This is a genomic window from Bacteroidales bacterium (assembly GCA_014860575.1).
GTDB lineage: Bacteria > Bacteroidota > Bacteroidia > Bacteroidales > JAAYJT01 > JAAYJT01.
On sequence record JACZJK010000061.1, the window covers coordinates 26,326 to 49,303 of the forward strand.

Sequence of the window (22,978 nt, forward strand, 5' to 3'; positions counted from 1 at the left end):
CAACCCTTCAAAACAGCATTTATATGCTGCAGCTATCCCCGCTTTTGAACCAGCGGTGACGGTTACGCGCCACCCAATCGTAAAAATAATCCCTGAACCTTTTTGGCACCGCCAAAAATATTGCACTTAACTTATAAAAACCGCCAAGCTTCATCAGGATCCGGATTGCTGCATCCGAACGGTAATAATAACGATCCCGATTAATATATATTACAGATCCATGCTGAGATACGGGACTGTGCTTCGTTCCTGTAAGTCTGAGTGCCTCAACCGATTGCTGTGGGATATAACTAAAAACATTGTGCTTGTCGTGCCGGCGAATGAACTTCACCGAAAGAGCGCAAAGACCGCACTCACCATCGTAAACTACAATATGGTTGTTTTCCTCTATCATTTCGATTACAGTGAATAAACTATTCCTACGGGAGTTTGTTTAGGAAATTGAGGATAAATCTTAGAATTTTCAACGACTGCCGAATGCACTTATGTTATTCTTTATATATTTACTAAATTTTTACTCACCATCAAAACCATATGAAAGCTTATGCAAGGAGAGAAAATCACAAACGTTAATGGCAAATTAAAAGTGCCTGATTTCCCGGTAATTCCGTTTATTGAAGGAGATGGAACAGGCCCTGATATTTGGCGGGCTTCCGTAAGGGTTTTAGATTCCGCCGTTGAAAAAGCTTATGCCGGAAAGCGAAAATTAATCTGGAAAGAAGTCCTGGCTGGTGAAAAAGCGTTCAGGCAAACCGGTTCATGGCTTCCCGAAGAAACTTTAATAGCATTCCGCGATTACCTGGTAGGGATCAAAGGGCCTCTGACTACTCCTGTAGGAGGAGGCATCCGGTCACTGAATGTTGCATTGCGGCAGGAACTTGATCTGTATGTATGCCTTAGACCAGTAAAGTGGTTCAGCGGAGTGCCGAGTCCTTTAAAAGACGCATCAAAAGTGAACATGGTGATTTTCCGCGAAAACACCGAAGATATTTATGCCGGCATTGAGTTCATGCATGGTGAACCAGAAGTAGAGAAAGTCAAAAACTTCCTTATAAATGAAATGGGCGTGAAGAATTTGCGGTTTCCCAAAACTTCTTCAATTGGCATTAAACCCATCTCACTCGAAGGGACTGAGCGTCTGGTAAAAGCCGCCATTGAATATGCCCTGAGCAAAAAATTACCTTCGCTAACCCTTGTGCATAAAGGCAATATTATGAAATTCACTGAAGGCGCCTTCAAGAAATGGGGCTATGAACTAGCCGAGCGCGAGTATTCCGGAAAGGTTTTTACCTGGGCGATGTACGACCGTATTGCTGAAGAACAAGGCGTTGACGTTGCTGTCAAGCAACAATCAGAGGCAATAGCACAAGGAAAGTTATTAATCAAAGATGTAATTGCAGATGCGTTTTTACAGCAGATCCTGCTCAGGCCTGCTGAATACAGTGTGATTGCAACAATGAACCTTAACGGTGATTATATCAGCGATGCCCTAGCTGCTATGGTTGGAGGAATCGGGATAGCTCCAGGCGCAAATATCAATTACCAAACGGGATATGCTGTTTTTGAGGCTACTCATGGCACTGCACCCAAATATGCTGATCTTGACAAGGTGAATCCAGGTTCGGTAATACTTAGCGGTGCCCTGATGCTTGAATACATGGGCTGGGATGAGTCGGCAGAACTGATTTCACGCAGTCTCGAAACCACAATCAGACAGAAACACGTCACCTATGATTTTCATCGGTTGATGGAAGGAGCTACTTTGCTGAAAACCTCTGAGTTTGCCGATGCAATGATCAGGAATATCAATATGTAATTAACGGATAATTAGCACAAACGAAATAATAATCATTTACCATGAAGATCAAAGAAAAACTGCGTCATAAAATTGAAGAATGGCGCCCCAGAACCGAAAAGCTGATTAAGGAATATGGCGATGTTGTGATTGATAAAGTCACAATAGGCCAGGTAATTGGAGGAATGCGCGGAATCAAGAGCCTGGTTACTGATATTTCCTATCTCGATCCGATGGAAGGGATCCGGTATCGTGGATATACATTGCCTGAAGTTTTTGAAAAACTTCCCAAACCAAAAGGTTCTGAAATGCCATACGTAGAAGGCCTGTACTATCTTTTGCTAACCGGAGATATTCCAGATAATGAGGAGGTTGACGAAATGCTTGATGAGTTTAACAAGCGAAGAATCCTTCCCCGTTACGTTTATGAAGTCATTGATTCATTGCCTTGCTGCAGCCATCCGATGACAATCTTTTCAGCCGCAGTCATGACTATGCAGCGTGAGTCGTTTTTTGCCAAGAAATACCATGCAGGGATCAGTAAAATGGAATACTGGGATCCAACTTATGAGGATGCATTGAACCTGCTTGCCAAGTTACCCGAAGTTGCAACCTACATTTTTGCAAAACTTTATCGCGATGGCAAAAGAATACAATCCAATCCCCACCTTGACTATGGAGCTAACTTTGCGCATATGATGGGCATAGGCACTCCTTACGATGAGGTTGCACGACTGCATTTTATTATTCATGCCGATCACGAAAGCGGTAATGTAAGTGCACATACCGGTCACCTTGTTGCAAGTTCCCTGGCTGATGTTTATTTGAGCATTTCGTCAATGGTGAACGGACTTGCTGGCCCGCTTCACGGCCTGGCAAACCAGGAAGTACTGCGCTGGCTACAGGAATTGAAGGAGAAAATGGATGGCGAAGATCCCAGTGAAGAAGAACTCAAACAGTATGTGTGGGATACACTCAACAGTGGACAAGTTATCCCTGGCTACGGTCATGCCGTGCTGCGCAAAACAGACCCAAGATACACCATACAACGGGATTTCTGTTTGAAGTACATGCCTGATGATCCATTGTTTAAGCTCGTAGATAAGCTATACAAAGTTGTTCCGCCAATTCTTCTTGAACAAGGCAAAGCCAAGAACCCATGGCCAAACCTCGATGCTCAAACCGGTGTGATACACTGGCACTATGGGGTCACACAATACGACTTCTATACCGTATTGTTTGCAATTGGCCGATCGCTGGGTATTGCTGCGAATCTGGTTTGGGACCGCGCACTTGGTTACCCGCTTGAAAGGCCCAAATCAGTGACTACTGCCATGCTCGAGGAAATGGCGTTGAAGTCCAAAAAGGAATAATCGTGCTATGATCCGCCATTATGATATTCTTCTTCCTGCCTATTCCAGGGGATTCCACATTATCACAGACCTGATACTTGATGCCGTGAATGAACTTCCTGAAAACGGACTCTTGAATGTGTTTATACAACACACCTCTGCAGCATTGACCATCAACGAAAACGCTGATTCAACAGTTCTGAGTGATTTTGAAACAGTCTATAATAAGCTGGTTCCTGAAGAAGCTCCATATTACAAGCATACAATGGAAGGGGCTGATGATATGCCTGCGCATATTAAGGCGTCAATGTTAGGTTCGTCCATAACTATACCAATCAGAAACCACCGTTTGCAACTGGGAACATGGCAGGGATTATATTTGTGTGAGTTCAGAAACCGGGCTGGCCGGCGAAAGCTGGTGGCGACGTTAATGGGTTGATCCCAAATTTTTAGCTCATATCAATTTCAGTTAAGAACCTGGATGAATCAGCGCTAAGCTCTACAAAGAATGCTGAAAATTCATCTTTATAAAGTGAATAGTCTTTTTTGAGGGCTTCAACCGCGTGTTCCATACCTGAGTTGAAGTTTGTTCTGCGCGACATACCGGTTAAAGCCATATTCAACCCTTCAAGGTTCGCATAGCTTGCCATCCAGTCGTCAGCCATTATAAAAGGCAGGATTCGTCGTGTTTTTGGAGGTAAGATCATAAAATGGTTCATCATGACCCTGTAAATGCCAGCAGTAAATTTTTTAATAGGTACTTCCGAATAATCATTCCAGTTCTTTGCCAGGAAGTGATCATAAAACATATCAACGATTACTCCTGAGAACCTGCCAAATTGCTCTTTCAACCTTCCGGTGCTTTCTCTGACAATTGGATGTGAGTCAGTAAAAGCATCTATCCGGCGGTGTAGCTTTATACCTTTCAGAATTTCAACATTATAGTTGTTGATAACTTTTCCCTTCACATGGTCAGCAATGAAGTTTCCGACGATGATGTTTTCATCGTTGCCAGAGAGGTATGCATGGGCGAGGAAGTTCATGGGCAGGATTAATATACACACAAAAATAGATAAACCATTTGGATTGGAACTTTCAGAGATGATCGCGCCCCTCCGGGGCGCCATTGGTTAATATTTCTTATGCTTTGCTACCAACATCTGATCCCTACGGGATCGTTACCATATCCTCATCCGATCTCTCAGGGATCATTGTCAAGATCGAACATGTTATCATGAAATTGCTGCTGATTAAGTCAGCTCCGAAGGAGCCGGATGTTGGTAAAAGAAAGAGGGATAAACCCGAAATGCTCAGGAGGAGCGTGACTGTTTGATCATTCACGAACAGGTCGCGCCCCTCCGGGGCGCCTTTGACTGCCACCCGCATGCTTTGCTACCAACGTCTGATCCCTACGGGATCGTTTACAAGCAACCAGATATGTGACTTTTGCAAAATCTTTCCCATTTGCCAACATATGAACTCAATGGGATCGTTGCGTGGATGGAGCTCAATTTCATGAACCAGTTGTTAATTTCGATGGCTCCAGAGGAGCCTGATGTTGGTAAAAGAAGCAGGGACAAACCCTTAGGCTCCGGAGGAGCGTTATGATTTGCAGAAGGCATCTGAGAGTACTAAACCCTATTGTTTATACTCAGTATAGTTAGCCGAAGTTCTACTCTGGCAATGCTTTTTTTTATAGTTTTGTAAACCTCAATAAGTTGAATATTTGCATAAGAAATACTACATTCAGCTCATAGTCCCGCTACTTGAATAATGAAATAACAATCAAAATACTACCCTATGAACAAATTACTTTTACTTGGAGATGAGGCCATAGCTCAAGCCGGAATTGATGCTGGCATTTCCGGAATTTATGCTTATCCGGGAACACCTTCCACTGAAATCACCGAATATGTTGCCGCCTCCAAAGAAGCAAAAACCAAAAACATTAAGGCATGCTGGGCAGCCAATGAAAAAACAGCTATGGAAGGCGCCCTGGGCATGTCGTATGCAGGCAAGCGTGCCATGGTTTGTATGAAACATGTGGGACTCAATGTAGCTGCTGATGCTTTCATTAATTCGGCCATTACCGGAGCCAATGGTGGACTGGTAGTTCTTGCAGCCGACGATCCTTCCATGCACTCATCTCAAAACGAACAGGACTCAAGGTTTTATGGAAAGTTTGCCATGATCCCCATTCTTGAACCTACCAACCAGCAAGAGGCATACGATATGGTTATTCATGGCTTCGATCTCTCTGAGAAATACCGTATTCCTGTTTTGATCCGGATCACAACCAGGCTTGCACATTCAAGGGCCGGTGTTGCACTTGGTAAAAAACGTGAGCAAAACGCGGTTCGGATTCCTGAAAACCCAAAGCAGTTTATCCTCCTTCCTGCAATTGCCCGTCGCCAATACAAGCGACTGCTCCAGCAACAAATCCAGTTTGAGGAAGAATCGCTGAAATCACCTTTCAACCAGTACATTGACGGGCCTGACAAAAGCATGGGCATCATCACCTGCGGCCTTGCATATAATTATCTCTATGAAAATTATCCCGACCGCAATGTGCCTTTTCCGGTTCTGAAAATAGGGCAGTACCCTGTTCCAACAGAAATGGTTCGCAGGATGTATGACGAATGTGAATCAATCCTTGTGCTTGAAGATGGTTATCCGATTATCGAAGAACTTCTGCGAGGCATTCTTAACAATGGAAAGAAAATTAAAGGACGCCTGGATGGAACTGTGCCACGCGATGGGGAGCTTGATCCGAATATTGTTGCCGTTGCGCTTGGCATGAAGGATGAATGGGGAAATCCAGTTCCTTCAATCGTAGCGCCCCGTCCGCCATCGCTCTGTAAAGGCTGTCCGCATATTTATTCCTATAATGCATTGAACGAAGCAATTGCGGAATATGGGAAAGGTCGCGTTTTTTCCGATATTGGCTGTTATACCCTTGGCGCGCTTGAACCATTCGACGCTATAAATTCCTGTGTTGATATGGGCGCTTCTATCACTATGGCAAAAGGTGCTGCTGATGCCGGATTAATCCCATCGGTAGCTGTTATAGGTGATTCAACGTTTACCCATTCGGGCATGACGGGATTGCTGGATGCAGTGAATGATAAAGCCAACATTACGGTTTTCATACTCGATAATGCCACCACGGCAATGACCGGTGGCCAGCCTTCAGCAGCCCTGGGTAAGATTGAGGACATTTGTTCAGCGCTCGGTGTTGAAAGCGATCACATTCATATTATTAATCCTATTCCTAAGAACCATGAAGAGAACATGAAGATTATGAAGCAGGAGATCGCCTATAAAGGAGTTTCTGTGATTATTCCCCGCCGCGAATGCATTGTTACTGCAACAAAGAAACTGAAAGACAAAAAGAAACAGGGTGCTTTAAGTTAGATCGTCGTAATAACATCAGTCTGACCGGCGTTGTGTAATTAGTAAGCAATGATTGGATATTAGGAAAGAATAATAAAGACCATACCTGAATCCGCGGCCAGACTTCAGATTTACAAACCCCATCGAAAACAAATTACAACTCAATAAAACCTCAAAAAATGAAGAAAGATATTATACTGGCCGGCGTTGGCGGACAAGGCATCCTCTCCATAGCAGCTACCATTGGCATGGCCGCCCTTGATATGGGACTACATTTGAAGCAGGCCGAGGTACACGGCATGAGTCAGCGCGGTGGCGATGTGCAATCGAACCTCAGAATTTCAGATAAAGAAATAGCAAGCGATCTGATCCCTAAAGGGAAAGCCGATATGATCATTTCAGTTGAACCAATGGAATCGCTCCGCTACCTGCCAATGTTATCACCCAATGGCTGGCTGATCACTAATACTACTCCATACATTAATATCCGCAATTATCCGCCGCTGGAGAAAGTTATGGAAGAGGTTGAGAAATTTCCCCGACATATCGCTCTTGATGCTGATCAGATTGCCAAAGATTTGGGTTCGGCACGCTCAGCCAATATGGTCATTCTTGGAGCCGCATCGCCATATCTTGATATTGAAGCAGAGAAATTCGAGCAGGCCATTACAAAAATCTTCAGTCGCAAAGGGGAGGAAGTGGTTGATGTTAATATCAGGTGCTTCAGGGCCGGAAAAGATTTTTCTGAAAAGAGCGTCAACTAAATTTCTGCTAACATTAATTCTTTCCTTTCCGAACCGGAAAACTTAGGCTGTTCCGGTGAAAACACATTTCTGATGAAAAAAAAGCATCTCGCAATCCTGTTACTTATTATAGCTTCAAGCATTCTTATGTGGGTTATTTACAGATATTTGTTACGTCCCACCCATATGGATGATTTTGATAAAGAACTATACAATCCGGAACCGCTTACAAAATTTGGAATACCGGTTGATTCGCTGGTGATGTATGAGGGTGTTGTACTACCGCGCGAAACTTTATCTACGATTTTAACCCGCTACAATGTAAGTCTTTCTGACATTGATCTTATGTCGAGGCGGGCGAGGGGAGTATTTGACCTGCGAAGGATCAGGGCCGGTAATGCATATTCCGTTCTTTGTTTGAACGATTCTTTGCAAACCATCAAATATTTCATTTACGAAGAGTCGGCGACTTCTTACGTGGTCTTTGATCTTGGCGACTCTATCCAGGTTTACACAGGCGCCCGTGAAATTGAGCGTAGGATCATGGAAGCATCAGGAGTGATAGAATCCTCGTTATGGAATGCTATCGCCGGTCAGGGTAATAATCCTCAATTGGCACTGGAACTTTCTGAAATCTATGCCTGGACAATTGACTTCTTTGGCATTCAGCAAGGCGATAACTTCCGGGTACTTTATGAACTTCTTTTGGTTGAAGGCCAACCGATCGGAATTGGACGGGTATTGGCTTCACACTTCCAACATACCGGAAATGATTTCTTTGCATTTTATTTTGAGCAGGACAGCGTTGGCGATTATTTTGATGAGAAGGCCAACAGTCTTCGTAAGACATTCTTAAAGGCACCATTGCAGTTTTCAAGAATTTCCTCGCATTTTTCTCACAGGCGCCTTCATCCTGTGCACAGGGTTTACCGGCCTCATCATGGTGTTGATTATGCAGCACCCACCGGTACTCCTGTTGTTGCAATCGGTGATGGCAAAGTTACAATTGCACGTTATCGCGGTGCAGCCGGCAATATGGTTGAAATCGTGCATAACAGCGTTCATAAGACCCAATATCTCCATCTTTCAAAATATGGAAAAGGAATCAGGGAAGGGGTTCGTGTGAAGCAGGGACAAGTTATCGGTTACGTGGGGAGTACCGGAACCTCAACCGGCCCTCACCTCGATTACAGGTTTTACGAAAACGGAAAACCCATGAATCCGCTATCAGTAAAATCACCACCGGCTGAACCGGTTAAGGAACAGTACAAAGACAGTTTTTTGGTTTTTTCTGACTCATTGAGGGTTCAATTACAAGCGATAAATTTGCCTGAATAGCGCTTGCTACAATGCTTTAAGGATACTACATAACCTTATATTCTGCTATATTTTCAGGAGTGTACGAAAATGCGTTGTAGATTCCCGTAACCCGTTTTGAGCTGAAAACCATCAATCTACCTTCCGTTAATCGTTATTGGCTGAACCGGTGAAGGAAAAATTCAAAGTTGAAAATTTCAAAATGATAAATAAGAAAAAAAAGAGGCTGTCCTTTTGGGACAGCCTCTTTTTTTGTGCCAGAAATTAATAACTTTGGCCACTAGTTAACGTCCCACCAAAGTTTGGAGTAAATCACATCTCCATTCGATAGCTTATCAACTGCTGCTTTCCAGCTATTACCGTTTAGTGTTTGCTCTTGCTGTGGGTACTTCATCCTATAAGGAAGATCAGTAACCTGCTCGACTAGCGGATCAAAACGCTTGTCTAGCCAGGTATCAGTGCCAGGAATGTACAGGCTGAACTCTGAGAAAACAGGAATCAGGGTTTTCGGATATCCTGTTCTCCTGTACTCAGCCCATGCAACATCGCCCTGCATATAAAGCGCAATATATTTCTGGGTAAGAACATTCTCTTCATTTGCACCCGGCAATGCAGCGATAAACGCATTGATATCAGCGTCTGCTACACCCCACTTTTGGCAGGATGCCCTGATACCATTCTCATACTGGGCCTGATCCCAGCCATTTCTCTCACTCAGAATAAACGCTACCTCCGCAAATTCTATCAGTGTCTCCGCAAATTCTGGTGTCTCAATAATCGCAGTTCCTGGCAATGATTCAGCTGTAAAAGTTGCAGCATCTGCTGAATTTTCTGCAATAAACATTCCCACAAAATCGCCATCGGAATTAGGCTGCGCATAAATAGGCAGACGGGGATCGGTTATGCCAAAGAAGGGATTAGGATTGGCTCCTGTCACAACTGTAGAATGGTCATGTCCTACAAGGTTTTCTCCTTTGAGAAGGGTAATAAAACTATGTCCTACTGCAAAGTCACTCCTGTTTCCAACATACCATGCATTGTAGCTCGGAGATGAGTTTGCATCACTTGTTTCATAAGCAAACATAGCATTGTCTGCATTGCTAGTAAATACTCCCTGGGCAATTGCATCTGAAGCGTGCTGCTCGGCTAGTGTTGAATTGGCGCCTTTGATCTTGTTGGCGATCCTAAGCCTGAGGGAGTTCGCAAACTTCTTCCAGCTTGCAACATGTCCACCATAGATATTGTCACCTGACATACCCGGCAAGCTTTCATCAAATTGGTCGTGCGCTTCATCCAGTTCCTTCAGGATATCGGCAAAAATCTTCTCCTGGCTTGCATAGGCCGGAGTAATGATCTGCTCATCGGAGCCGGAAAGCATGAGTGCTTGAAAATCAGGATCGTCACTGCCATAGGAATAGTAAGGAATATCTCCCCATGTGCTGGTCATGATATCAAAGAGGTATGAAAGCAGTATACGGCATGTAGCGATCTGGTTGACGTTGGCGCCGGAAGCCGCCGCCGCGTCTGAAGTCTCTTCATCCGTATTCAATCTGATGATCTCCCTGTAGTTTTCGGCAATGTAATACATAGTATTCTGATATTGTCTTTGTGATTCACGATACACATATCTGTCTTCATCACCGTATTCAGTCTGTTGCCAGTATTGCATGGTTACATAAGTGAACCTGCCTGAGAACCACATATCCTGTGTTGCATCCATCATGCGCTTAACATTATTGTTAAAGAGCGCGGCAGTTGGTGCAGAACTTGGAGCGTTCGGATTGTCAAGATACTCCATTTCACATGCACCCAGCAGCATGATTAGCGTAAGTGCGAATATTATTTTAAGCTTTTTCATTGTTTCTCTATTTATGGATTAAAAATTCAATTTCAGATTTATACCGATTGACCTGAACATCGGTTGTAAACCACCATCCAGTCCCTGAATGTTATCAGATCCGTTGGCTGTCATTTCAGGATCAAAGCCTGGTTGATCAAGTCCCCATGTCAACAGGTTGCGACCGTATAGAGATAGACGTACACCCTTGATATAATTACCAAGTGTTGCACTTTTGAAGGTATACCCAAAGGTTAACTCCCTGAGCTTAATATAGTCAGCGCTGAAAACTGACTGTGCACTTGGGAAACCAAAACCGTGATAATGCCTTGCTGCCCATCCTGCACCCGAAACGTATGTTTGATTTTCCGCAGTATTGGTAACAGTATAGGTTCCGTCATCGTTCCAGGTAACTTCACCAGTTACACCTTCAAGTCTGATACCGCCACCTTCGGCAACTGGATCACGAATCTCATTTCCTTTGTCGTTCACACCTGCTGTCTCCTCAAGCATACCGGAGTACATTCCCCACATATGGGAGATAGAATAGAAATACCCGCCTTTTCTGATGTCAATCAGGAAACTTAGATCAAAGTCCATGAAAGAGAATGAATTCCTGATGCCCACGGTATAATCAGGCAGAACAGATCCCAGTGGAACAAGATTTGGAGTCTGTGCATAATACCCGTTATCGAGTATCACTTTATTACCGTCATCATCATAGAGGAAATCATTTCCCCACAATTGTCCGTATGCGTCACCTACACTGGCTCTAAGGAATATCCCTCCAAAAGGTGCTCTTTGAATATCAAGTGATTCCAGGTCTGCATAAAGCTCAACCACTTCATTTTCGACTTTCGTGTAATTGACCCTCAGCGACCATTCAAAGTTATTGTTCCTTACAGGTACAAGTCCAAGTGATAATTCAAAACCTTTGTTCAGCATTTCACCTGCATTAATAAATTGCGAAGTATACCCTGTGGCAGTGGAAACCTGCAGCGGCATGATCTGGTCGAAAGTTGTATTATTGAAATAGGTTGCACTCAGATCAACCCTGTTATCAAACATTATTGCATCAACACCTGCTTCCAGTGAACGGGTGGTTTCAGAGCGTAGGTTTTCATTTAAAAGCCCTGTAGGTTTAAAAACACGGGGTGTCCCCATAAAACCACCGCTGGCATTGTATGTATAAGTGGCAAAGACGTTATAAGGATCAGTGTCGTTACCTACCTCTGCCCAACCCAATCGCACTTTACCAAGACTCAGCCAGTCAAGCTCGAGAAGTTCTGAAAAGACGAAGCTGGCAGATATTGAAGGATAGCCATACATGTTATTATCTTCCGGAAGCGTGGAGGACCAATCAATCCTGTAGCTTGCATCCAGATAGACAAGGCCGGAAAAATCAGCAGTAGCCTGTGCAAAAACCGAATTTACCTGTTTTTCCTCAGTAAGGTCGTCCATCAATGGAGCATCAGCTGAGTTTAGCAAGTTATAAACACCCGGAACAACTAATCCACCGGAGGTTTGTCCTCTAATGAGATCAAAGCGGTCAACCCTTTTGTTGGCTCCTACAAGGCCGGTAATACCTATGTTTTCAAGCCGCTTAGCATACATCAGGATTGACTCAAAGTTGAATTCTGAGAACTCTCTTGCAGCTTCATAATACATGGGTGTGGCCTGCGATCCAACTGCCATTCTTTCACGAATGGTATAATTGTAATAGTCACCATAGGTACTGCCCTTCAAAAACAGGTTATCCACAATTTCCCATTCCAGTGCAACAGTACCCAGCAGCCTATTCCTTACATCATCTGTGAAGTTTTCGTAAGCCGCCCAGTAAGGGTTATCAGAATACTGGGGAGTAGGGTCAGTAAAAGATTTCCTGTTCCATGTCCTTTGCTCGCCTGTTGAAGTCTTGTATTCCTTCAGCCTTTCATAGTCGAGCTGACGCTGTCCCCACTGGAAGAATTTCTGTCCTACCGAATTATCACCATAACCCAATTGGGGTCTTCCCTGCGTTGCAGTAGTAATATAATTCAGGGCTCCATTTATTTTCAGATTCCTTCTGATATTAAGGTTTGAATTGATTTTAAAATCATTTTTCTTCTGCCATGAACCGGGCATAGTGCCATTAACATCAGTGTTTTTGTAGGCAAAACGCACTCCGTACTCACGACCGCTCTTGTTCAATGCAATTGAGTTTGAAATCGTTCTTCCAATATCCCAATACTTGTCAACATCGTTTTCAGGAGCAACCCATGGTCGGGTTTCATACGTACCGTCTTCATTAAAACCGTCCCAATGAATAACATTGATATTCGGATTATATCTTGGTCCCCACGACTCATCCACCTGATACTGGGGAATCAGGTAATTGGTACCGTCCACCGTAACTTGTTGAAATCCATTTACACCACCATCATCATCTGAAACGATGGCACCACCACCATATTTTCTTTGCATGATCGGCAAAGTATAGACCTGCTCAAATCCCAGGTTTGAATTGACTTCAACGGATAAGGCGTCACGACCGGCCTGTGCGCTTTTTGTTGTGACAATAATCACACCATTGGCAGCCCTTGATCCATAGATTGCTGCAGCAGGACCTTTCAGAACCGAGATTTCTTCGATCTCATCCGGGTTAAGGTCATTCAGCAGGTTACCGTAGTCATATCCGCCGCCACCTGAAGCAGCGCCTGTTCCACTGTAATTGGAGTTATCCATCGGGATACCATCAACAATAAACAGCGGCTGGTTACCCTGGGTGATGGAGTTGGCTCCACGTATCAGAATCCGGCTGGAACCGCCAAGATTCGTTGAGGAAGAGATCTGTACACCTGCAACCCGCCCCGAAAGTGCACTGATGGCATCGGTTTGGTTGGCTCTGTTCAGTTCTTCTCCTCCAACTTCCTGGATCGCATATCCAAGAGCTTTTCTCTCCCTTGTAATTCCAAGGGCTGTGACTACCACCCCTTCAATCTCGATTGCAGAGGGTTGCATCACTACATTGATGGTAGTCCTTCCGGCGATTCCAACTTCCTGGGTAGCCATACCAACATAGCTAAAAACAAGGATGTTTGCATCAGCAGGAACTGTTAATGTATAGTTTCCGCTAATGTCAGTGACGACTCCTATGGTTGTACCATACACTACGACGGATACACCAGGAATGCTCCCACCATCATCAGAACTCGTCACAGTACCTGTGATTGTTCTTTGCGCATACATAGCCTGTATAGCAAATAGCATACAGGCGAGCACAATTGTAATTTTTCTCATAATTGATTAGTTTAAGTTAAACGGTAAAACTTTGGTTAAGAAAAATAGCATGAATTATCGTTGTTCTAACTGTTCAAGAAAGAATAAACAATAATTTGTAGTAGAGTGAGGAGAGTATACAAGTGCTAAATAGGAGTGCTAATGTAGTACAAAATCAATATGTTTCAATAAAAAATTTAATTTAATTTTAACATATCCTTAATTCTATTATAGTCCAATTTCGAATTAGCAGCTTGAGGGCAATATAAATGCCAGATAATTAACACGATGCGATTAGTATAAGCACATTAAGTGTGTTGGGCATTACAGAAAGATTTATTAACTCGTCATCATCTTGTGAAGATGAAACAAAAAAAGAGGCCATCTTTGAAGGCCTCTTTTTTATTAAAATCAAATGTATTATCCCTTATAACTTAGTAAATGTAAAGGGGAATGATCCAAATGATCCCTGGTCAACAGTGATAGTAAAGAGCATTTCATAGGTCCCATCACACGTGTTTAAAAGGCCAGTTCCAGCATACGCGATGTTCGTATAACTAAACGCAACAGAAGCAAGTGTCGTTTTTACTGCGGTTACTTCAAAGTTGAGCGGGTTTACAATCATTTTCAGCGGTCCTTGGTCCTCGGTCAAACCATCAAGTTCAGCCAAACCTGATACATAAACAATGAACTCATCAGCAGGATCAACTGTAATGGTTATGCCTCCGTCAACGGCCCAATCTGCACTTACAGCACGATAAGCACCAGAAACCAGGTCTGGGTCATAGGCGCAAACAACAGCAGCATTAATTGCAGCATTAGATCTGTATATAACAGATCCATCAGATGTTAATGCTTCAATGTTGAATACATCGCCTGGTTCAACATCACCAAGTTGTATGCCCAATGCAGTAGCTACTTCATGCATGAAAATTACCACATTAGACGGAAAGGTGCTGATTCTCTTGAGTTCAACCCTGCTTTTGTTTCCATTAAAAGAAGCAATAATTATAATTTCATTTACTTCAGTCGCATCCACATTCAGGTCAAATTGAATGAAGGTATTTGCTGGATCATTTACGTCAAAAACAGCAGGGTTTAGATTTGTAATTGCGGGAACAACACCTTCGTTTCTTGGGCCCGCAGGATCAACAACCTCAGTTTCGCAAGCCGAAAAGGTCAGAACCATCGCTGCAAAAAATGTCAAAATTTTATATGTTTTCATATTCTGGTTATTTTTAATTAAAATTTAAAACTTAGCGGGTGCCGCCGGCCCACCATACATTTTCAGTGTAAATGTATGTTCCATCGCCATATGCATTACGTACGTTTTCATTCGTAGTTACATCACTTGCTCCATAGGTGTAACGTAGTGGAAACTGAGTGGTATTCAATGGATTATCAAGATCTATTACATTATCTCCCATTGCTCTTAAGCGGCGGTAGTCGTTGTAGGCTTCAACAGCTTCTTCCTCATAGAATGCAATGTATTTTTGATTCATTACTTCCTGAAGAGGATTTGCATTAAATTTTGGAAGGACTTCGTTGTCAAAATATGCTTCAGCATCTGCAGCGGCCACTCCAATATTTACTTTTTGCAAAGCAGCAGTTACTCCATTTTCAAGAGCAGTTCTGGCTAAATCTAGGTTGGCTAAACGAACATAAGCTTCCGCTTTCAAAAACTCAATCTCATGATAGCTTAACACGTAAGTTGGAGCAGTAGGAGTTGAAATAGCTGAAATTCCATAACGTCCCTGGATTTGTTCCGGACCTCCATTTGGTGCAAATTCAAAGGAACCTGCAGAAGGATGCCTCTTCCAGAAAATAGTATCTCTTGGATCGTTTCTATCATCAAGTTTATCAGCTAAACTCTGGCTGGCTCCAAAATAATCGCGATCAGTAAAGAAGCGATAGAAAGGACTAAAGGTTGTAGCACCATTGTAGTCGAAGCTGGCTTCTTCGGCGGCTGATGTAAATGATTGATTTGCATAGGTGATGACATCAGCATAGGCTGGTGTTCTATGTGACAGGCGCATTGTGTAACGAGCCTTTAAACCATAAGCAAATCTTAACCAATTGGCAGCATTTCCACCGTAAATAAAGTCTTGCGCACCTATGGACGGGAAAACAGTAGTTTGCCCCAGGTTGGCAATGGCGTCATCAAGAAGTTGAAAAACTTCTGCATAAATAGCTTCCTGCTTATCAAGATTAGGGGTAAATATTACTCCAGGTTGCAGCGCTTCTGACCAGGGTGCATCACCCCACAGGTCAGTAAGAAGGGCTAATGAGTATGCATTTAATGCTTGTGCAATGCCAAGGGTATGATAGTTGCCTTCCTCAGAACCACCCGTGGATGTTTTCTCAATGATTAGCTTAAGATCAGCAAGATTTCTGTAGATGGAGTTCCAGGAGTTGTTGTAAGTTGTTGAGCTCACAGGTTCACCTGATCTGATTTCAGCATTATAACTTTGGTTCCAGATTCCAACGTTATGCTCAATGTAAACTGATGCATAAAAAGCAAGATCACTCCCCGCTAAAGTAAATGCGGTTCTTGTTATTACGTCAGTAATGATCAGGTTTGTAGCAACATCAGTTGGATCGTTGACATTTTTATTGATATCATCCATGATATCTTCTGAACACGACAGGGTTGCGAAGACCAGTAGTCCAGATAACAGGATATTTATTAATTTTCTCATATTTATATACTTTTTAAAATTAGAATGTAATATCTAAACTGAATCCATAGCTGGTAGTTTGTGGAAGAGAGAACCTCTCAAATGAACCACCCATATTAGTATTTCCCTGTGACGTTTCCGGGTCAAGGTTGCGAAGTGCAGACCAAATTAAGAGATTTCTTGCAAACAGTGAAATACCAACATTTGCTGTTTTGTAAATATTCCTTGGCAGTTGAAATCTCATCGAAACTTCACGTAACTTGACAAATGAATTCTCGTGGATGTAGTATTCATCAATGTTGGATAACACATTCGTGTATAGCGATTGTACAGCCAGAGGATCATTAGATCCACCTCTTACAATATCGTTAGGGGTACCATCGGGCTTAACACCTTCATAAATGAAAGTTGACTCCCTATCCTCAGTTACAGCCGACATACCATAAAGGTCAAGCAGTCCGTTTGATCCGGAATACATCATTCCGCCTTGTTTCCATTCAAAAACAGCGCTTAAGGAAATTGACTTGTATGAGAAAGCAGTTGTACCATTCAGGATGAAATCTGGTGAAACCTCTCCGATTACTCCTGGTTCACCTGCCTGTGGGAAACCATGGTTCCAGGCGCCTGGGTTATCAACAACAACTTTATTACCGTCTTCGTCACGTACAAACGTGGTTCCATAAATAACCGGGAAAGTATTACCAATGCCAGCGCGGACCTGGGGTGTTACGAAACCACCCAGGAATATACTTTCTACACCAGGTGCAAGCTCGTCAACCATATTGGTAACTTTGGTATAGTTGAAGTTTAAATCCCATTGGAAATCACTTGTTTGAACCGGGGTTGTATAGAGCATAATTTCATGAGCGTCAGTAGTGACGGCACCACCGTTCATTACAAGTGTTGCTGCTCCTGTAGAACCTGCGAGAGGTACAGGGAAAATCTGATCAGTAACATTTTGTTTCGAATATGTATAGTCAATTCCTAACCTGTTGTTAAAGAACTTCAGATCAATACCGAGTTCGTATGAAACAGTGTTCTGTGGTTTCAAGTTGGGGTCATAAAGTGCATTGTTAGGAATGTAGGCGCTAATTCCACCAATTGGGTATTGAATTGGCGTACCAATCCAAAAACCTCCGCCATAAGCTGGAGAAATAAAGAAGTTCTCTAGGTAGTTTCCGGCTTGCCCTACTTCAGCGTATGAAGCCCTTACTTTTGCAAATGATAGCCAATCAACTTGTTTTAATGGCTCAAGTTCAGTTGCTACAAAAGATAACGAAACAGATGGGTAGAAAAAGGTTCTGTTATCCCTTGGCATAGTTGAAACCATATCGTTTCTACCTGTTGCATTAAGGAAAAGCATAGACTTCCAGGAAAGTGATAAGCTACCAAAAAAACCTATTGATCTGTCTTGCCACTGTTCCTCATTGGCTGTAACAACACTTGCATTGCCAATATGGTTCCATCCCGGGAAATTGAAGTTTTGACCAGTTTCAGTATATCCCTTTGTGTTTACGTGGTTCACCTCATTACCTAACAAAATGTTGAAGTCAAAATCATCATTTATAAGCCAACCAAGCGAGGCTGTGAAAAGAGAATTGAAAATAGAATTTGTTGTACCAAAGTTGTCAATAACACCTCTGGAGTTTCCTCTACTACCATAGCCAAAGATATTTTGCAGATGAGTAGTATAAGTGTCTGCACCTGCCTGATAACGAAGGTTCAGCTTCATACCACTTCCAATGTTAGTATTATATGCAACAAATGCATTTCCAAAGAAGCGGTTTGTGTTTTCGTTAAAGGTGTTATTGTCTGGAACCCAGTATGGATTATCGAAACTACCGCCACGGAAATATATCTGCCTTGTAGGCTCACCGGGTCTGAAATTGGGAATACCTTTTAGGTTATAGCTGGATGGTGCAGCAAGAACTCCTGTTAACGATCCATCATTAGCTCCAGACAATTTGTCCATGCTAACTGTTGAATAATTAGATGTAAAACCAACTCTGAATTTATTGTTGAGCTTTCTTTCTGCATTTATCCTGGCATTATAACGTGTCATTCCTGTATTTAATGCAATACCAGTCTGATCGGTGTTGCTGAAGCCAAGAGAGAAGTTGCCCTCATTGGTAGCTTGCGAAACACCGATGTTATTGGTCATGGTATAGCCAGTTTCATAATAATCTGTCCAGTTATTATATACCTGTGGAGTTACCCAAGGATCTAACCCTGCCTGTTCCAACTGAACAACCCGGTACATACCTGGGTGTCCGTGGTTGTTTCCACCAAAAGTTGGATTATCTGGCAAGTCAACAATTTTGGGACCCCACGACATTGATGAATTATTAACATAATTTCCGTTAGTACCTTGTGCATAAGTTGTTTGGTAATCAGGAGTTCTGGAAACAACATCAAAGCTACTATTGTGTCCAATTGAAACAACAGGTCTTCCTACTTGATTATTTTTTCCACTCTTGGTGGTAATAATAATCACACCGTTGGAGGCGCGAATACCATAAAGCGCTGCAGCAGCCTGACCTTTGAGAATGTCAATGCTTTCAATATCGGCAGGGTTGATGTCAATTGCACGGTTTGAGATATCAGATCCTGTTACACTATTTCCTGTAGAATAAGCTGGAGTGGATGCTATTGGCATACCATCAATAACGTACAGGGGAGTATTGTTACCAGTGAAGGAACGGGCGCCCCTGATTTGAAACTGAGTAGATGCTCCGGGCATACCACTTGAAGGTTTAATGTCAACACCTGCAATTTTCCCTTGTAATGCACCAAGCAAACTTGTGTTACCTGTTCGTGCAATGTCTTCATTGGTAACAGCCTGAACGGCATAACCAAGTGATTTTTTCTCTCTTGAAATTCCTAGTGCGGTAACTACCACACCTTCAAGATCGAATACATCTGATTCGAGAGATACATTCACTTCGGTCCGGCCTTCGAAGTAAACTTCTACTGTTTTTTTGCCAATGAATGCGAAAACAAGAACAGTTGCAGTTTCGGGAACGACGATCTGGTATTTCCCGCTATTGTCAGTGGTGACACCTATTGTGGTTCCTTTCACCATGACGGTAGCGCCTGGAATGCCACTACTATCCTCCGTGCTGGTCACAGTTCCTGTGATCGTTTTTTGGGCGAACACAACTTGCACCGCAAAAAACATGCAGGCAAGCAGAATGATAATTTTTCTCATAATTGATTAAATTTAGTTAGAAATGGTTAAACACTGATTAAATTGAATTGCTCGTTTGTTCATGAATATGTATTTGGTGAAACATTGCTATAGATTACCAATTTAGTGGGAATGCCTATATGAATCCGACTGCTAAATTAGGACAAAGATATAATTTATTAACAATATTTAACAAAAAAATAATCTTTGCTTAATAATTGAATAACAGCTACCTATTCTGGGATTACGCTAATTCGAGAGTGATTTAAATTATTCAAGTTCACCAATATGGGTTTCAACATCTTGTAAAATCTCGTTTGACTTTACCAACGACTTCATTTTGTTGTGATCAGGAAAGAGTGGGCGGTCAATATCAAGGTATTCAACATAGCGCCTGATCACTTCACGAGCTTTATTGGTTCCTGTGCCGTATAAATAAGGTGTTTCGTATTTCTCCCTCAGGTCGAGTGCCTGTGCTGCAGCCATGAATTCAATGCCAAGAATTCCGTAAGCATTGTCCAGGATTTTGAAGTTTTTTAATGCAGTATTCATGCCCATAGAAACAAAATCTTCCTGATCAGCAGCGGCAGGAATTGACTGAATACTTGCCGGCATCGAAAGTATGCGTTGTTCAACAATTTGCATATCGGCTGTGTATTGGCTCAACATCAGTCCGCTGAACATTCCAGCACCTTTGGTTAAAAATGGAGGCAAACCTACACTTAGCGCCGGATTGTTCAGGCGGTTCATCCTGCGTTCGGATAGAACACTGACCATAGTAACTGCCGCTCCAATCATATCCATTGGCAAACAAACAGGGGAACCCTGGAAATTAGCGCCTGAAAGCTGAATGTTTTCTTCAGGGAAAAATATAGGATTATCACCAACTCCGTTTAATTCTATCTCAACCTGTTTTTTCGCCCAGGCAACGGCATCGTGTGCAGCACCAATTACTTGCGGCGTCGAACGCATGGAGTAAGCATCCTGAACCTTTACTTTCATGCGTTTTTCAATCAAATCGCCACCGGCAGCTACTTTGCGGATTGCTGCTGCGCTTCTTACTGCTCCCGGGAAACCTCTGACTTCATGAATCCTGTGGTTATAAGGACCAAAGTTGGCTTTGAGCGCTTCAAGTGTCATGGCGCATGCAATCTCTGCTTGCTTGAGCCAGCGGTTGGTGTCGTACAACATGATGGCGCTCATGCCTGTTAATACATTAGAGCCGTTGATGGTTGCAAGCCCATCGCGGGCAAGCAAACCAGGAACCGGAATCCCGGCGCGATCCAGCGCTTCTTTGCCATCAAGTAATTCTCCTTTATAAAATGCATGACCTTCACCCATCATCAATAATGCAATCTGCGACATTGGTGCAAGGTCGCCGCAAGCTCCTACCGATCCCTTTTCGCAAACATGGGGAGTTACTCCTTTATTAAGCATATCCACCAGTGTTTGAGTAATTTCAAGCCTGCAACCTGAATTGCCATGCGCATGAACATTTACACGGCTTACCATAGCAGCCCTTACCCATTCTTCGGGCATGGGGTCACCTATTCCTGCGGCATGGTTATACACAAGATATTTCTGAAAATCTTTCACCTGGTCGTCGTTGAGCACAACTTCCGAAAATTCTCCAATACCTGTATTTACGCCATACATAATTTCTTTGGCGACGATTTTTCTTTCAAGCATCTCACGACAGGTGTTGATGCGGGAAATAGCATCAGGATGCAGTTCAATTTTTTCGTGATGCCTTGCTACTTTTACAAGGTCTTCGATGGTCAGATTGTTTCCGTTGATGATGAGGGTCATGAATGTAAATTTTAGTTCAATGTTATAGGTTCAAAGTTCAAAGTTCAATGTTTTGTGTTACTGGTTGCTTGTTGCAGGTTGCTGATTGCAGGTTACTGATTGCTTGTTCGTTGTTTCTTGATTCTTGTTTCTTGTCTCTTGTCTCTTATCTCTTATTTCTTGCCACTCGTCCCTCGTCCCTTTGTCATTTCTCACTTTCTCCTTTTCTCTCATTCTCAATCCTCAACTCCCCTTCGTCCTGTTATCCGCCGGAATTACACCTGCTCTTTTTCCTACACCTTCCTTAAATAATTTCCTGTAAGTGATATGGCGTTTTGAAAAAGTGCTCTCAACAGCAGCATGAAGTGCCTGCATCTTTGGGTTGAAGTCGCCCACCCAGGCAAGTTCAACTTCTTTGTAGCTGGGTTTGTGCTGCATCATCTTATCCATGTGCCAGAAAATTGCCGATTCAATACCATACCGCTGAAAGCGTGGAATTACACCCATCACCGTTATACGGGCTTTGGTATATTTGATTTTGCGTTTGATGTTAAGGAACCGGAGTTTATCGAACAAATTCATTTTTCCATTAAAATGTTTCAGTAACTGGTTGGCATCCGGTAGCATGACCAGGAAAGCAACAGGCTTATCATCATGATAAACAAACCAGATAAATTCTTCATCAAGGATATGTTTTGCCTGTTTAAATTCTTTTCTCAGCACATCTAGGTCAAGCGGTGTAAAGTGTTCATGGTAAACCCATGCCTGGTCATATATTTCTTTAACATCTTTCAGGTATTTTTCAGCATTTGCCGAACTGAAATTTTCATATTTGAAACCTGGTTTTTGCCTGATCCAATCGGCAATCTTCCAGAAACGCTCAGGGAATTTTTTAGTGAGGTCAAGCTTGTTGGTGATTTGTTCGAAGAAATTATAGAACCCATAAGCTTCAAAAAATTTCTTGTAATAAGGCAGGTGATAGTTCATGCCGTAGCTTGGGTTATCAAAACCTTCTACCAGCAATCCCCAATAGCTTTCGTTTTCCCCGAAATTAATGGGGCCGTCCATGGCTTCGAGCCCGGCTTTTTCGAGCCAGTTTTTGCAAGTATCAAATAACAGGAAGGCAGCTTCCTGGTTATCAATGCATTCAAAAAATCCCATACCACCTGTTGGCTGTTCATATTTGTTCGCTTTTGCCCAGTTGTAAAATGCTGCAACGCGGCCAATCAATTTGCCATGATCGTCCTTCAATATCCAACGGCAGGCATCACCGTTATTAAAAAACGTGTTTTTGTCAGGGTTAAAGATGCTTTCGATATCGGCATCCAGGGGGCAAACAAAATTAGGGTCGTGGCTATAAATTACCCTTATAGTTTCATGAAACTGCTTAATTGTTTTACGATCAGCAACTTGTATTATTTGCATGAAGATGGTGTTGGTTTACAGGCTAGCAAAATCAGCAGGATTATACGCAAATATATAACATTCCCGTTATTCCAAGTATTCTCAATAATATTTTCTGACTAAGCATTTGAGAATTGCCTGTTATTAAATGGTTAAATTTGCAGCGATTTTTTTCGGCCCTAAACTTTAATTTGGGCAGCAAATATTGATAGATGATCGGTTTCAT

The 22,978-nt window shown here is 42.7% G+C and carries 15 protein-coding genes; 6 read left to right on the plus strand and 9 right to left on the minus strand.

Going from position 1 to position 22,978, the window contains the following annotated elements; translation table 11 throughout:
- Positions 1-19 precede the first annotated feature (19 nt).
- Entirely contained in the window at positions 20-394 is a 375-nt protein-coding gene (locus IH597_16340) for a DUF393 domain-containing protein (protein MBE0664026.1), read from the minus strand.
- Positions 395-544: 150 nt separating this feature from the next.
- Here IH597_16340 and icd point away from each other — a divergent pair, with 150 nt between their 5' ends.
- From icd to IH597_16355, 3 genes are read left to right on the plus strand one after another with little or no spacing between them, the layout of a single operon-like run.
- Positions 545-1,816: an NADP-dependent isocitrate dehydrogenase gene (icd, locus tag IH597_16345; GenBank protein MBE0664027.1), complete on the plus strand. Its 1,272-nt coding sequence runs from the start codon at positions 545-547 to the stop codon at positions 1,814-1,816.
- Between the two features lie 41 nt (positions 1,817-1,857).
- The gene (locus IH597_16350) at positions 1,858-3,168 is read left to right on the plus strand and encodes a citrate (Si)-synthase (GenBank protein ID MBE0664028.1); all 1,311 of its coding nucleotides are present in this window, start codon (positions 1,858-1,860) and stop codon (positions 3,166-3,168) included.
- 7 nt (positions 3,169-3,175) lie between these two features.
- Entirely contained in the window at positions 3,176-3,586 is a 411-nt protein-coding gene (locus tag IH597_16355; protein ID MBE0664029.1) for a YjbQ family protein, read from the plus strand.
- A gap of 10 nt (positions 3,587-3,596) precedes the next feature.
- Here IH597_16355 and IH597_16360 read toward each other — a convergent pair whose 3' ends face one another.
- A complete protein-coding gene (locus tag IH597_16360) occupies positions 3,597-4,190 on the minus strand; it encodes a DUF479 domain-containing protein (protein ID MBE0664030.1) in 594 nt (197 codons plus the stop codon).
- Between the two features lie 757 nt (positions 4,191-4,947).
- On the opposite strand from IH597_16360, the gene IH597_16365 reads away from it, so the two are divergent.
- The 3 genes from IH597_16365 to IH597_16375 all read left to right on the plus strand — a co-directional run bounded on the left by IH597_16365 (position 4,948) and on the right by IH597_16375 (position 8,621).
- Positions 4,948-6,561, plus strand: a complete 1,614-nt coding sequence (locus IH597_16365) for an indolepyruvate ferredoxin oxidoreductase (protein ID MBE0664031.1) — start codon at positions 4,948-4,950, stop codon at positions 6,559-6,561.
- 158 nt (positions 6,562-6,719) lie between these two features.
- Positions 6,720-7,304, plus strand: coding sequence for an indolepyruvate oxidoreductase subunit beta (locus IH597_16370; protein MBE0664032.1), 585 nt, complete (start codon positions 6,720-6,722; stop codon positions 7,302-7,304).
- Between the two features lie 72 nt (positions 7,305-7,376).
- Positions 7,377-8,621 (plus strand): peptidoglycan DD-metalloendopeptidase family protein, encoded by a 1,245-nt coding sequence (locus IH597_16375; protein MBE0664033.1) that lies wholly within the window; start codon positions 7,377-7,379, stop codon positions 8,619-8,621.
- 259 nt (positions 8,622-8,880) lie between these two features.
- On the opposite strand, the gene IH597_16380 is transcribed toward IH597_16375, so the two are convergent.
- The 7 genes from IH597_16380 to IH597_16410 all read right to left on the minus strand — a co-directional run bounded on the left by IH597_16380 (position 8,881) and on the right by IH597_16410 (position 22,773).
- Complete coding sequence (locus IH597_16380; GenBank protein MBE0664034.1) at positions 8,881-10,458, minus strand: SusD/RagB family nutrient-binding outer membrane lipoprotein; 1,578 nt, start codon at positions 10,456-10,458, stop codon at positions 8,881-8,883.
- A gap of 18 nt (positions 10,459-10,476) precedes the next feature.
- The gene (locus IH597_16385; protein MBE0664035.1) at positions 10,477-13,716 is read right to left on the minus strand and encodes a SusC/RagA family TonB-linked outer membrane protein; all 3,240 of its coding nucleotides are present in this window, start codon (positions 13,714-13,716) and stop codon (positions 10,477-10,479) included.
- Positions 13,717-14,122: 406 nt separating this feature from the next.
- Complete coding sequence (locus IH597_16390; protein MBE0664036.1) at positions 14,123-14,920, minus strand: hypothetical protein; 798 nt, start codon at positions 14,918-14,920, stop codon at positions 14,123-14,125.
- Between the two features lie 31 nt (positions 14,921-14,951).
- The gene (locus IH597_16395; GenBank protein MBE0664037.1) at positions 14,952-16,394 is read right to left on the minus strand and encodes a SusD/RagB family nutrient-binding outer membrane lipoprotein; all 1,443 of its coding nucleotides are present in this window, start codon (positions 16,392-16,394) and stop codon (positions 14,952-14,954) included.
- A gap of 19 nt (positions 16,395-16,413) precedes the next feature.
- Positions 16,414-19,581: a SusC/RagA family TonB-linked outer membrane protein gene (locus IH597_16400; protein ID MBE0664038.1), complete on the minus strand. Its 3,168-nt coding sequence runs from the start codon at positions 19,579-19,581 to the stop codon at positions 16,414-16,416.
- A 249-nt stretch (positions 19,582-19,830) separates the two neighbouring features.
- The gene (locus IH597_16405; GenBank protein ID MBE0664039.1) at positions 19,831-21,369 is read right to left on the minus strand and encodes an aromatic amino acid lyase; all 1,539 of its coding nucleotides are present in this window, start codon (positions 21,367-21,369) and stop codon (positions 19,831-19,833) included.
- 222 nt (positions 21,370-21,591) lie between these two features.
- Entirely contained in the window at positions 21,592-22,773 is a 1,182-nt protein-coding gene (locus IH597_16410; protein ID MBE0664040.1) for a GNAT family N-acetyltransferase, read from the minus strand.
- Between the last annotated feature and the right edge of the window lie 205 nt (positions 22,774-22,978).

What these genes read in the sequence shown, in the direction of transcription:
- IH597_16340 (MBE0664026.1), bottom strand. Translation starts at nt 394, where the DNA reads ATGATAGAGGAAAACAACCATATTGTAGTTTACGATGGTGAGTGCGGT.
- IH597_16390 (MBE0664036.1), bottom strand. Translation starts at nt 14,920, where the DNA reads ATGAAAACATATAAAATTTTGACATTTTTTGCAGCGATGGTTCTGACC.
- IH597_16365 (MBE0664031.1), top strand. Translation starts at nt 4,948, where the DNA reads ATGAACAAATTACTTTTACTTGGAGATGAGGCCATAGCTCAAGCCGGA.
- icd (MBE0664027.1), top strand. Translation starts at nt 545, where the DNA reads ATGCAAGGAGAGAAAATCACAAACGTTAATGGCAAATTAAAAGTGCCT.
- IH597_16405 (MBE0664039.1), bottom strand. Translation starts at nt 21,369, where the DNA reads ATGACCCTCATCATCAACGGAAACAATCTGACCATCGAAGACCTTGTA.
- IH597_16385 (MBE0664035.1), bottom strand. Translation starts at nt 13,716, where the DNA reads ATGAGAAAAATTACAATTGTGCTCGCCTGTATGCTATTTGCTATACAG.
- IH597_16355 (MBE0664029.1), top strand. Translation starts at nt 3,176, where the DNA reads ATGATCCGCCATTATGATATTCTTCTTCCTGCCTATTCCAGGGGATTC.
- IH597_16350 (MBE0664028.1), top strand. Translation starts at nt 1,858, where the DNA reads ATGAAGATCAAAGAAAAACTGCGTCATAAAATTGAAGAATGGCGCCCC.
- IH597_16395 (MBE0664037.1), bottom strand. Translation starts at nt 16,394, where the DNA reads ATGAGAAAATTAATAAATATCCTGTTATCTGGACTACTGGTCTTCGCA.
- IH597_16400 (MBE0664038.1), bottom strand. Translation starts at nt 19,581, where the DNA reads ATGAGAAAAATTATCATTCTGCTTGCCTGCATGTTTTTTGCGGTGCAA.
- IH597_16410 (MBE0664040.1), bottom strand. Translation starts at nt 22,773, where the DNA reads ATGCAAATAATACAAGTTGCTGATCGTAAAACAATTAAGCAGTTTCAT.
- IH597_16375 (MBE0664033.1), top strand. Translation starts at nt 7,377, where the DNA reads ATGAAAAAAAAGCATCTCGCAATCCTGTTACTTATTATAGCTTCAAGC.
- IH597_16380 (MBE0664034.1), bottom strand. Translation starts at nt 10,458, where the DNA reads ATGAAAAAGCTTAAAATAATATTCGCACTTACGCTAATCATGCTGCTG.
- IH597_16360 (MBE0664030.1), bottom strand. Translation starts at nt 4,190, where the DNA reads ATGAACTTCCTCGCCCATGCATACCTCTCTGGCAACGATGAAAACATC.
- IH597_16370 (MBE0664032.1), top strand. Translation starts at nt 6,720, where the DNA reads ATGAAGAAAGATATTATACTGGCCGGCGTTGGCGGACAAGGCATCCTC.